The 12,753-nt window shown below is 59.2% G+C and carries 6 protein-coding genes; all 6 read right to left on the reverse strand.

The annotated features are described in order from the left end of the window. On the reverse strand, nucleotides 1-1,442 hold a 1,442-nt coding region (locus tag JWG43_RS04600; RefSeq protein WP_205241648.1), incomplete at its 3' end, for a PAS domain S-box protein. Then, on the reverse strand, nucleotides 1,439-2,386 hold the full coding sequence (locus JWG43_RS04605) for a GGDEF domain-containing response regulator (RefSeq protein WP_205241649.1): 948 nt from the start codon (nucleotides 2,384-2,386) through the stop codon (nucleotides 1,439-1,441). The genes JWG43_RS04605 and JWG43_RS04600, both read right to left, overlap by 4 nt. A 208-nt stretch (nucleotides 2,387-2,594) precedes the next feature. Beyond that, entirely contained in the window at nucleotides 2,595-7,979 is a 5,385-nt protein-coding gene (locus tag JWG43_RS04610) for a PAS domain S-box protein (protein ID WP_205241650.1), read from the reverse strand. Between the two features lie 155 nt (nucleotides 7,980-8,134). Then, nucleotides 8,135-10,474 (reverse strand): hybrid sensor histidine kinase/response regulator, encoded by a 2,340-nt coding sequence (locus tag JWG43_RS04615; protein WP_205241651.1) that lies wholly within the window; start codon nucleotides 10,472-10,474, stop codon nucleotides 8,135-8,137. Nucleotides 10,475-10,739: 265 nt separating this feature from the next. After that, nucleotides 10,740-10,901, reverse strand: a complete 162-nt coding sequence (locus tag JWG43_RS04620) for a hypothetical protein (protein ID WP_205241652.1) — start codon at nucleotides 10,899-10,901, stop codon at nucleotides 10,740-10,742. A 346-nt stretch (nucleotides 10,902-11,247) separates the two neighbouring features. After that, entirely contained in the window at nucleotides 11,248-12,681 is a 1,434-nt protein-coding gene (locus JWG43_RS04625; RefSeq protein ID WP_205241653.1) for a diadenylate cyclase, read from the reverse strand. Nucleotides 12,682-12,753 lie beyond the last annotated feature (72 nt).

Genomic DNA, 12,753 nt, shown 5'->3' on the forward strand with positions numbered 1-12,753 from the left:
CAGCTGTGTATAAGAGACAGCTGCAGGGCAATCCGTTCGCTGATCGCCTGGCGACTGAAGAGGAGGATCTGTTCCACCAGAGCGGCGCCTCGGGCGCCGGCGGTCAACACCTTGTGCAGGTCCCGGGCGACCGGCGAATCCTTGCTGACCTTGTCCCTGGCCATTTCCGCGTACCCGACAATGGCGCTGAGGATGTTGTTGAAATCATGGGCAATGCCACCGGCCAAGGTGCCGATGGCCTCCATCTTCTGTGCCTGCCGCAGTTGGGCCTGGAGTTGTTTGCGCTCCTCCTCTTGCCGTTTATGTTCACTGATATCGGTGAACATGCAGAAGGACCCGTTGAATTGCCCCGCATCATCGACAATGGCGGTGGCCGAGACCTGGGTCCAGATGAAATGCCCCTCCCGGTGGCGCAGGCGGCGTTGGTAGTGGCCATCCCGGCCCTGTTTCCGTTCCTTGACCCGCAGCCTGTGGTCGTCGAGATCGTCCGGATAGATGAAATCGTCAATGGGCCGCCCCAGCATAGCCTCCGGGGCATAGCCGAGCATGTTGGCCAGGCGGGGATTGACAAAGGTGGTTTCCATCCGGGCGTTCATGGCCCAGATACCTTCCTGGGCGGTCTGGACAATGCGGCGATATTGCTCTTCGCTTTGGCGCAGTGCCTCTATGTTCTGCAGTTGTTCGCTGATGTCAAGACAATGGCCGATGTAGCCGAGAAAGGCGCCCGCGCTGTCGAAGCGGGGGGTGCCGTCGTCCTGTACCCAGCGATAGACCCCATCGGCGCGGCGCAGACGATAGACCATACTGAAAGGCTGCCGATGGTCAAAAGCCGTGCCATAGGTCCGCAGGCAACGATCGAGGTCCTCCGGGTGGACCCCTTCGGTCCAGCCGCTGCCCAACTCCTGCTCCAGGGTTCTGCCGGTAAAACGCAGCCAGGGGATATTGAAATAATCGCATAGCTTGTCCGGGCCGCTGGTCCAGATGAGGGCCCGGCCCGAATCAGCCAGGGTCCGGTATTTCAATTCGTTTTCCGCCAGGGCCTGTCGACTGTGCTTAAGTTTACGGTCCAGATCGTATCGGTGCAGGGCCATGGTCAGGGTGGCCGCCAGTTCGCGCTCCGGCACCGGTTTGATCAGATACCCATAGGGATCAGCGATTCGGGCCTGTTCCAGCAGGGAATTCTGCGAGTATCCGGTAAAAAAAACAATGGGAACAGGTGTCTTTCTGCTGATGATTTCAGCGGCGGTGATACCGTTCATCGCCCCGGCCAGTTCGATATCCATGAGGATCAGGTCAACCTGCTCGGTGGCGATAAAGGCCACCGCCTCCTCGCCGCTGGCCAGGGGGCCGGCCACTCTATACCCCAGGCGGGTCAGCATTTCCCGGAGGCAGGTTGCCAGAATAGCGCTGTCCTCGACAATGAGGATGCTTTTTGCGGTCATGGTGCATCCTCCCCGGGAAGAGAGATCGGCGTGTCCTCCTGGTCTTGGGCAAGGACAACCCGGTTGCGGCCTGCCCCCTTGGCCCGGTACAGGGCGAGATCGCTTGCTTCCAGCAGCGTGTCCACTGTGGCGCCGCTGCCGGCCAGGGCAACGCCGATGCTCAGGGTGATGGCCAGGTCACCGGACCGGGTTGCTATCCTGCTGTCGGCAACCAGTTGGCGGATCCGGTCAAAGGGAAGCCGGCAATCGGCCCCGGCCTGCATGGTCGAGACCACCAGGAACTCTTCGCCGCCCATGCGCCCCACGGTGTCGTGCTGTCTGAGGCTGTGCTTGAAGATCTGGGTCAGACTGCAGAGCACTTCATCGCCGGTCTGATGGCCATGGGTATCGTTGATCCGCTTGAAATGGTCGATATCGCACATCCCCACGGCCAGCAACTCGCCATGGCGGCGGGCATGGGCGAGTTCTTTGTCCAGATGATCGAGGATGGCGCGGCGATTGAACATGCCGGTCAACGGGTCCCGGGTGGCCTGATGGACCAGGGCCTCGCGGCTGGCAATGAGCGCGGCCTGCATCTCGATCATCCGGCTCCCCACTTCGACCCGGGCCCGAAGTTCACCGGGATCAAAGGGCTTGCCCAGATAATCGTTGGCACCGGCATCCAGTCCGGTGATGATGTCGGCTTTTTCGCCCTTGGCGGTGAGCATGATCAGATAGGGAGGGTGGTCGGTGGGCAGGCTGCGCACCAGACGCACCAGTTCCAGGCCGTCCAACTCCGGCATCATCCAGTCGACAATGACCAGTTTGGGCGCCTGGGGTTGCTGCAGCATCTCCCAGGCCTCGGCACCGTTGCCGGCCTCGAGGACCTCGTGGCCACTCTTCCGCAGGACCGCCGCCAGCATGGCGCGGGAAGTGAAATCGTCTTCCGCGATCAAAATCCGCATCCTGGACCTCCTCTCTGTTTCCGCCTGCACCGACAACCGGAGGGCCTCCCGGTGTTTCCATGGGTATGGGATTGGGTGTGGCTGCTCGGGAAAAGCGCGCACAGGGCCAAGCCGAATTGTAATTGCAGGGACGGCTGGATATGATATTGCCTCATGAACTCTGGTTGCATGGGTGAAGTTAAATGTGTGACCACTTGCATTGTCCTGTTCAGGGGGGGGCACAGAACACTTCCATGGCCTCTTTGAGTTGATCGAATGCGGCCCGCAGGCGCGGCAGGCCTTGTTGCGCCGCCACCAGGTCGGTGGCTGTGATTTCCAGGGCCGCGGCCGCCTCGCGCAGACCGTCACAGCCGACATTGGCGGCCGATCCCTTGATGGTGTGGGCCAGTCGTTTGATTTCAGGTCCATCTCCCGCGGCAACAGCCGTGACGAGGGCGGCAAGCTGGCGGGGAAGATCCTCGAGAAATCCCGCAACAATGGTCCGGGCAAGCTGTTCGTCATCCATCAGCCGAGCCACCATGCCCTTCTTGTCCCAGACAAGCGTTTCCGCTCCTTGAACTGTTGTCTCGGTGTTCATTGCAACCTGTGCCGTGCCGTGTCCGTCATGGGTGGCTTTTTCGCGGGGCAGCCATTGTTGCAGGGTTTCGATCAGGGTGGTCGGCACAACCGGCTTGGTCAGGTAATCGTTCATGCCGGCCTGGAGGCACCGTTCCCGATCTCCCCGCATGGCATGGGCGGTCATGGCAATAATGGGAACCGGAGTAGTGTCGAGCGCTGATTGATATCGCCGGATCTGCCGGGTTGCCTCCAGGCCATCCATCACCGGCATCTGCACGTCCATGAGCACCAGGTCGTAGGGGATGGTTCTGACCGCTTTGACCGCTTCCTTGCCGTTGGCCACGGCATCGGCCTTGAGTCCGAGTTTTTTGAGAATGCCCAGCGCCACCTGTTGATTGGTGGGATTGTCCTCGGCCAGGAGGATGCGCGCCTCGCTGGTGTGGAAATGGCCCAGGGCCTCGCGGACAGTATGTCGGGTGGTGATGGCCCGCGGGGTTGTTTGGGAGGTGTCTCCCGCGGTCAGAGCCAGAGAGAGTGCACCCTGGAGTTCCTCCAGTCGCACCGGTTTGGTCAGGTAGGCGGAAAAACCGATTTCGGCAAAACGGCGGGCATCACCCCGGGCTCCGAGAGAGGTCAGCATGATCAGCCGGGTGGCTCTCAGGCGGCTATCGGCGCGGATGGAGCGGCCCAGGGTCTCGCCGTCCATATTCGGCATCTGCATGTCGATCACGGCGAGCAGGAAGGGGTCGGCGTCATCGACTGCCCGGTAAAGGGCTGTGAGTGCTGTTGACCCGTCGGCGGCTTCCGCCGGGCGCATGCCCCAGGATTTGAGGCGGACGGTGAGCAGTTCCCGGTTGGTGGCATTATCATCGACAATCAGAACCCGTACCCCATGCAGGTCGCCCGGCATGACCGGGGGATTGGCCGCCACCTCGGCCTGTTTGACAAACAGCGCGGTGAACCAGAATTCCGAGCCCTGCCCCGGTTGACTGGTCACTCCGATGTCGCCGCCCATCAACTCGCTGAGTTGTCTGCAGATGGCCAGCCCCAGACCGGTGCCGCCGTACTGGCGGGTGGTGGAGGCATCCACCTGGCTGAATTTGTCAAAGAGCAGGTCCAGTTTGTCGGCGGCGATGCCGATACCGGTATCGCGCACCGCAAAACGAAGCAGGGCCGTGGTCTCGCTTTCGTGGTCCATGCTCACCAGGACCGCCACCTCACCGGTAGCGGTGAATTTGACCGCATTACCGGTCAAATTGGTCAACATCTGGCGCAGGCGTCCCGGATCGCCCCGGAGCTGGGTGGGGACTTCCGGGTCAATGCTGTAGAGCAGTTCCAGGCCCTTTTCATGGGCCCGCACCGCCATGGTATCGGCGAAATCTTCCAGCAATCCGGCCAGGTCAAAGTCCATGGTCTCCAGGTCCAGCTTGCCGGCTTCGATCTTGGAAAAATCGAGGATGTCGTTGATCAGGTTGAGGAGCAATTCGCCACTGGTCCGGACGATCTCGGCATAATGTCGTTGATCGTCGTCGAGTTCCGTGTCCAGCAGCAATCCGGTCATGCCGATCACCCCGTTCATGGGCGTGCGGATCTCGTGGCTCATGTTGGCGAGGAACTCGCTTTTGGCAATGCTGGCCATCTCCGCCCGGGCTGCCATCTCTTCGGCACGGCGGGTCTGGTGCTGCAGCGCCTGATTGTTTTCCCGCATGGTTTTTTCAACCTGTTTGCGCTCGGTGATGTCGCGCATGATTCCCACCGCATGCCAGCCATCGGGCAGGAGGACGGCGGAAAGGGATAACTCAACGGGAATTTCCCCGCCGTCCTTGCAGAGTGCATCCAGTTCCACGGTTTTGCCCACAGCCGCACCTTGCCCGCTCTGCTGAAAAAGCGGCAGGTTTTTCTGGTAGAGAGGCAAATACCGCTGCGGGGCGAGCAGGTCATGGAGGTCCCGGCCCATGGCCTCCTGATGAGTGTATCCGAAAATGCGCTCAGCCGCCGGGTTCCAGAAGGAGATGGTCCCCCCGGGACTGAGCATGACGATGGCATCCTGGGCCGAGTCGGTGATGGCGGTCATGAGATTTTTTTCATTGCGCAGTTGTTCTTCGGCTCTTTTTCTTTCAACGATCTCCAAGGTGACGTCGGCAATGAAGGTCACGGCCTTGAGATCGCTTTCGGTATACTCAGTACCTTTGTTGCCCACGCCAAGAATGGCGACGATCCGTTCCTCCCGCAGGACCGGCACGACCATCTCACGAATTACCTCGGCATGGCCCTCGGGAAGGCCTTTTTTATTTGCCAGGGAGCGATAATCGTTATGGATGACCGGTTGGCGTTGGCGAACGCAGTCAACCCAGACGCCAGCCTGGTCGATGTTGTAGTGGACTGCCCCCGGGGCAGCAGCGCAGAAGCGCTCCAGGGTGGCTGTCGACCATTGCTGCAGGCTGAGGGTCTGCTGGTCCGGTTCGACAAAGTGATAAAAGCCGATGGGGCTGTGCACCATCTCGCCGATGAGATCGAGAGACCGGGTCAGCAGTTCGGCCAGGTTGTGGTTGGTGGCGAATTCGATCAGGTCGAGTCTGATGGCGGTCATGCGCTCGGCCTGTTTGCGCTCGGTGATGTCGCGGATGGTCGCGAGCAGTACCTGGGTGTTGCCGGCTGTCATGGCAGCCAGGGAAATCTTCCCCCAGATGTCGTCGCCATCAAGGGTCCGGTGCAGCCATTCGAATCGGGCCGCCCCTTTTTCCAGGGCCTCGCGACTATGGTCCGCGGCACTGACAACCGAGGGGGTGCCGTCGGGTTGGAATTGTGGCGAGAACCGTTCCACCGAATGACCGATCACCTCTTCCCGGGTTGCCCGCAGCAGGGTCAGGGCCGCGGCATTGCAGTCGGTGAAGATACCGTCTTCCCACAGCAGGCAGGCATCCGGTGATTGCTCAAAGAGCTGACGGTGCATTTCCTCGCTCTCCCGCAGCCGCTCCCGTCGGTAATACTCCTCGGTGACATCGCGGAAGACGAGGACCGCTCCCTGAACGGTGTTTTCCGTGCTGTGAATAGGGGCGCAGCTGTCGGCAATCTGGTACTCGGTGCCATCCCGGGCAATGAGCATGGTATGGTTGGCCAGGCTGACAGTCCTGTCTTCGCGCAGGACCGTGTCCACCGGGTTGACTGCCGGTTTTCGGGTCTGGGCATGGATGATCGTGAAAATTTCGCCAATGGGACGACCCTGGGCCTCCTCGGTGGACCAGCCGGTGAGATGTTCGGCAACCGTGTTGAGGCCGACGACGTTCCCCCTGGCATCGCAGGTGATGACGCCATCACCGATGGAGCGGAGGGTGGCGGCCAGAAGTTCCTGGTGCTCGAGAAGTTTTGCCTGTTGGGTCTGGGTGGCGGTGTCGGATCGGCGTAACAGGACCGTAAACAGACCAAGGAGTCCGGAGACAAGGATCAGGGCGAATCCGGCCGCCAGCACCAGCACCCTGGTCTGCATCTTATCCAGGGTGGTGATGTCGCGCAGAATCACGAGGTCGCCGACCTCGATTCCGGCGGCATCCCGGAGAGGTGTTTGCATGATGGTCCAAAAGCGATTGGCAAAATGGGTGCGTTCGCCTGTTCCGTTGGCCGGTTGACTGACAAAGTGTTCCATTGCGGCGGGTAAGGGGGTGAGGGAGGAGAAGATGAGCACGTCCTCGGGAAAACGATCCCAGTCGGCCTCGCGACCGAGCATGTGCATACCGTTTTCCCAGGTCTGGCGCGTGATGGCCCCTTTGTTGAGGGTCAGGGCCAGGTGCACCCCCAGGTGTTGATGGATCCGCACCAGAATGTCTTCAATCTCCTTGCCCAGTTCCAGGTAGCCGATGAGGGTGTCATCGGCAAAGACCGGGCGGACCACTCGCAGGGTGAAGGTACCCAGCGGTCCCAGTTCAATGCCGGCACTGGTGCCGTGGTTTTGTTCCGCGGCAAGTGCGGTGAAACGGTCGAAACGATCGCCGTATTTATCCGGATTATGGACCCGCAGCAGACAGATGCGCTCGGTATCCATGAAGTACAGATGGGTGATGGCGTGGTTGCTTTTGAGTTGGGCAAACAGGGGGGCATGGGCTTGCAGGAGCGCCTGGCGGTTCCTGTCGGCGAGAGCGGCCTGCATGCCCGTGTCCAGGATCAGGATCTCCTGCAGGGCGGCCAGTTTTTTGCTCTGCGCCTCCAGCAGGAGGTGGAGATCCTGCTCCACATCCTGGACGGTCTGTCGCGCCAGATTCTCCAGACGCAGCGTGTGCTGGATCGTCAGGAGAACGAAAAACCCCGCGGTCAGCAGGAGCAGCATGGCGGCCAGAGGGAGCATCAATCGCCGCAGGACGGGGCGGGGAGAGACATCGATCGGCCGGAACGCCGCCAGGGCCGTGGTGATGGCAATGAGTCCCGTCAGCAACAGGCCGATGGGCAGGATAGCGCCGGCAACGACATCCATCTTCCAGGTTTGTGCATTGATATCCAGGCCAAGGACGGCTATCGGCTTTTCCGTAACCGGATCGACCAGCGGCACCAGGGCAGAGACCCAGGTGCCCCAGCGATCGCTGACCGGACCGGCAACCGTGGCCTCACCAGTGGCAAAGACCTTGTGGTATGCGGCCGGGGCTTCCTCGTAGCTGTCTCCGGGGGGTGAATAGCCCCTGGAAGCAACCGGCTCGCTGTCCACCAGAATGACCAGGGAGCCGTCATCGCTTCGGGCCATGAGGTAGACAAAGGTAAACTGGTCGTCGGCTCGTCGCATTGCGGCGAGCTGTTTTTTCAGTTCCTGGTACGGGCCCGTGGTCAGGTCAGCCGCCGAGGCCGAGAGGGCCAGGACTTGATCAGGGGCGATCTCCTGCGCCGCCAGTCGGGCCTGGGTGAGCAGTTCGGCGCGCAGGTCGGCATCGACCCTGATCACCGTTTGCCAGGAGAAAAGTGCCGTGATGATGACGAGGAGCGCCACGAGGGCCAACGACCTTCCCTTGGTCCGGCTGGAGAAGAGTGTGCGCAAGGATTGGTTAAATGGCATATTTTCTTGTGTTGTGCCTCCGGGTCGTGTTGGGGTCTGAGTATGGACCTGGTGGGTTCAGGTTGGCGCTTCTTATGGTTATTCTTTGTCGTTCGGTTCCACAGATGGCCGCCGCGGTGGCGAACCGGAGGCCTGACCGCGGAGTACCGGGTCGCTCACTCGCTTTTTTTGTCCAGCACCCCACGCAGGGTGGCAGCCAGATCTTTTTTGGTCAGGGGTTTCATGACAAAGGCCTTGATGCCCAGGGCCAGGACCTGTTCTTCACTGACCAGGCCGCTGTAGCCGGTGCAGAGGATGATGGGCAGGTCGGGACGAATCCGCAGCAGGCGCTGGGCCAGCTCCAGGCCGGTCATCTCCGGCATGGTCTGGTCGGTGATCATCGCATCGAAGCGGTGGGGTTGGTCCTGGAAGATCTCCAGAGCTTCGAGGCTGCCTGTCCGGCCGGTCACCGTATACCCAAGCCGTTTCAGCAGCGCCGTGCCGGTTTCCACCAGAACCTTTTCATCATCGACCAGGAGGATGTGTTCCCTGCCGGTCGCCGGTGGTTCCTCGGGCCGGGGAACAAGGGTAGAGGTTCCGGTATACGTCGGAAAATGCAGGTGAAAGGTGGTGCCGCTGTCAGGACTGCTCTCGCAGGTGATGAAGCCGCCATGCTTGGTGACGATACCATGGACAATGGCGAGCCCCAGACCCGTGCCTTTGCCGACTTCCTTGGTGGTGAAATAGGGTTGAAAGATTTTTTCCTGCAGTTCCGGAGGGATGCCATGTCCGGTGTCGCTGACGGAGAGGCGGACAAAGGCAGCGGCGGGGGCGCCGGGGGGCGAGGCCGTGCAGGTCTCCAGAGAGATGTCCAGGATGCCTCCGGTCTGCTCCATGGCGTGGAAACTGTTGGTACAGAGGTTGAGCAGGACCTGGTGGATCTGAATGGGATCGGCGAAAATGAGGGAGGTGCGCGGCGCAATCTGTTGGCGGATAACAATGGTTGCCGGCAGGGTGGAGCGTAACAGTTTGATCGTCTCCTTGACAATCAGGGCCGGTTCCAGGGCAATCTTTTCCGGTTCGCCCTGGCGGCTGAAGGTGAGGATCTGTTTGGCCAGGGTGGAGGCCCGCAGACTCGCTTCCATGACCTTATCCAGGTGCTGGGCAGCCGGGGATTCGGGTGGGATGGCACCCCTGGCCATTTCGGTATAGCCGAGAACAGCGCTGAGGATATTGTTGAAATCATGGGCGATGCCACCGGCCAGAGTGCCGATGGCCTCCATTTTCTGGGCCTGGAGAAGTTGATTCTGCAAATGCTTTCGTTCTTCTTCGTTGTGTTTGCGCTCGCTGATGTCATGGTGGGTTCCGCAGGTACGCAAGGGGCGACCGGCGGCATCACGCTCGATGACGCGTCCCTTGTCCAGCACCCAGACCCAGTGGCCCGATTTGTGACGAAGACGGTGCTCTGTTTCGTAGTGACTGGTCAGGCCCTCCAGGTGGGCATCGAGAGCCTGCATCACCCTGGGGAAATCCTCGGGGTGAACGAGTTGTTTCCAGGAGTTGACGTGTGGTTCGATCTCGGCGCGGGTGTACCCCAGCATGGTGGGCCAGATATCGTTGAACGTTAGGGTGCCGCTGGGGACATGCCAGTCCCATGAGGCCAGGTTGGCACCTTCAAGGACCAGATTGAGGTGCTCCTCATTTTCCCGCAGAAGCTTTTCCGCCTGTTTCCGTTCGGTGATATCGTTGAACAGGCAGGCGAACTGGCCCGGGGCCGGTTGGAAAGCAGTCACCGCAAAGTGCTTGTCAAGCTCTCGGGAATAGTTTTCGAAGTGCACGGCCTTGCCAGTGAGGGCGACCTGTCCGTAGATGCTGATCCAGTGGGGTTCGGTGGCGGGGAGGAGGTTGAGCACTGTCTGGCCGACTACCTGGGCAGCAGTCAGACCGGTCATTTGTTCAAAAGCCGGGTTGACGGCCAGGAAGCGATAATCCACCGGGATACCATCTTCATTGCAGATGATTTCATGGAGAGCAAAGGCATTGAGCATCTGGTGAAACAGGAGTTGGTAGTTCTGCTCCGTTTGGCGTTGCCGGGTGATGTCTTCGATGGCGAGCAGGGCACCGCGCTCTTGGTTGACGGTCAGAGAGGTGCACGTGTATTTGAGCCATTGGGGCAACCCGTTTTCGTCGGTCAGCAGGTGTTCCCCCGCAAGAGTCTCGGTCGCGGTTCCGGTCAGGACGCTGCGCAGTGCGTGCAACAGCGGGCATTGACGACAGAAAACGGTGTGACCGCAGGGCTGTGCGGCCTGGAGATGGTTGGCGCAGCGGATGAACTCGCCGCAACTCAAGGGGAAAGGGGTTGCGATTGGGGAATGGTGGAACAGTTGTTGTGCCGGAGGATTGGCGTAAATGATCTCGGCATTCTGGTCAAAAAGCAACAAGGCAATGGGCAGGGTATCGATGGCGATCCGGAAAGGAACTTCCATCGGCGGTTGGTGAGGGTGATTATCCTGCATGATCCTCCTGCACCTGCTGTGGTAAGGGTTGATGTGCCAGGGAGCGGATGGTGTTTTGGTCTGTTTTGTTTAGGACGCCAGTGTATATTAAAATTTAAAGTCTTTTCTTTTTCTACCACAAGGGTGATCCCCGCACCAGAGATATCTCTGGCGCGGGGGGAATCCTTGTCGGCCGCAGAGGTAAACAGGGCGACCTGGCTTGGGATGAACAGGTGCGGACGCACAACTGCTTCGTCAGCCCCTGGAGCTGCTGTAAGCCCTTGAATCATTTCAATAGATTATCCAGTTGAGTGGACAACACGGCCAGCGCCTGGGCGCTGGCTGCGCCTACCTGGCCGGATTGCTGGTTGATGCTGCTGTTGATCTCGGTGATCACCACGGAGATTTTTTCGATATCCTCCATCGTGGTGTTGGTGGTGGCCTGCATTTCGCTGACCTGATTTCAGGCTTCGGCGTGACGGATGTATTTATTCAATATATTGATTTTTTATATATTTTTCAGCTCATTGCCCGTGCAAGTTCTCGAAGGGGCAGCCTGACAGGCAAGGCGATATCAAAAATCGTTACGTTTATGTTTTGATATAATTGTCCCGTAAACAGGAATGTTAATTTAATACCCGGATGCCCGTGGGGCAGCTAGTGAAGGTTCTCTTTAAGGATTCTGCTAAAATTACAATAAGATTACAGTAAGATATATCCAAAACAAGCGTCCAGCCGTCACGGATTCAGGTATACGTTCGTTGGCGGTGTGCAGGCATCTGGTCCGTGGAAAGCTACTCCATGACTTCAATCATCACCTCCACATCCGGCCATCTTTTGGCCACGGGCTGGATGGTCGGTCGGGCGATGATCTTGCAGAAAAGAGTACTGTCCGTGGAAATCGATTCCAGGTATATGGGGGTGGTGAGGATTGCGTTATCAAGCTTTTCGCCGCTGCTGACCGGTATGGTGACAAGAACGGTGGCCGGGGTGACGGTAATCTTTTTTATTTTGAGCGATCCCGGTAACTTGCCGATAAGCTGTGGGGTAATGGGCAGGTTTTTTTCAGCCACCTCGGTCAGGGTCACCTTGATCTGTTGCGGTGAGGCGTCCAGCAGGGTTACGTCTCTTGGCAGGCGCAGGTTTTCACTGGTGATAATGATGGTCTGTATGCCTTTTCCCATTCTTGACAGGTCGATCTTGACACTGGGCGGGTCAAGGGCAAGGCTGTCGATGACCGACTTGGGTCCGGTGAGGTGGAGTTGGATCTCGTTGGCTTTATCGCCTGTCAGGACCAGGTTTTCCCCCGGCGGGGCGTAATCGATGGCCACCGGCAGCACCCGTTCCACGACCTCGCTCTGAGCGATCATCAGAGAGGACCAGAAGACAAGGGCGATCATCAGGCTGGCGACAGTTTGCAGCAGGGTTCGTTTGCGGATCCTGAAGGAGGCCTCCCCGCCAAAGAACCCCATTTCCCGCTGATGATTGACAATAGCGGTGATGATCTGGTCTGAATTGACCGCCGGCTGCATTTCCCCATTGGCAAAAAGAGATACCCGGCCCCGTTCCTCGGAAACCAGCAGGACCAGGGAGTCCGTCTGCTCCGCCAAACCCATGGCGGCATGGTGACGGGTGCCGAATTCTTCGGAAAGTCTATCAGACTGGGACATGGGCAGGCGGACCCCGAACTGGGTGAGTTTGTCACCCTCGATGATCACGGCACCGTCGTGGCCCGGGGAATGGGTGTCAAAAATACTGAGGATCAGGGGTTGACTGGGAATGGCATTGAGCCGGAATCCCCCGGATATTTTGTCCTGGATCGGCTCCTTTCCGGGCAGGACAATAATGGCACCGCACCGCTGACGGGCAAGCTTGGTGAGGCTGTCGGCAATCAGGGCAGGGAATTGGGCATTTAGCCCCTTGGTAAGGCCGGGAGAGACCGAAACCGCTTTTTCAAAGACTTTGCGTAACTCCGGCTGGAAAAGGACGATGAGGCCAAGCACCGCAACATGGCTGACGTTTTCGTAAATCCACTCAATCCCTTTGAGGTTGAGCATGCTGGCAAGAATGAAAATCAGCAGGGCCAAGAGGATCCCGGCCATTATTTTCCAGGTACCAAGTCGCAGCAGGGTGCGATAGAGAAAAAAGAGCGCTGCCGAGATCAGCAGGATGTCGAGCAGGGCCTGCCAGGTAAAAAGCTGGTGGGAGAGGACAAAAAAATGGCCCATGGGAATTCATATCGGGCAAGAGGAAAAAAAGCGGAGTGGCCGATTGTGTCAATCACTGAAAAAATACTCAAA

Origin of the sequence: Desulfobulbus alkaliphilus, assembly GCF_016918545.1 — a bacterium.
GTDB classification, from domain to species: Bacteria; Desulfobacterota; Desulfobulbia; order Desulfobulbales; family Desulfobulbaceae; genus Desulfobulbus; species Desulfobulbus alkaliphilus.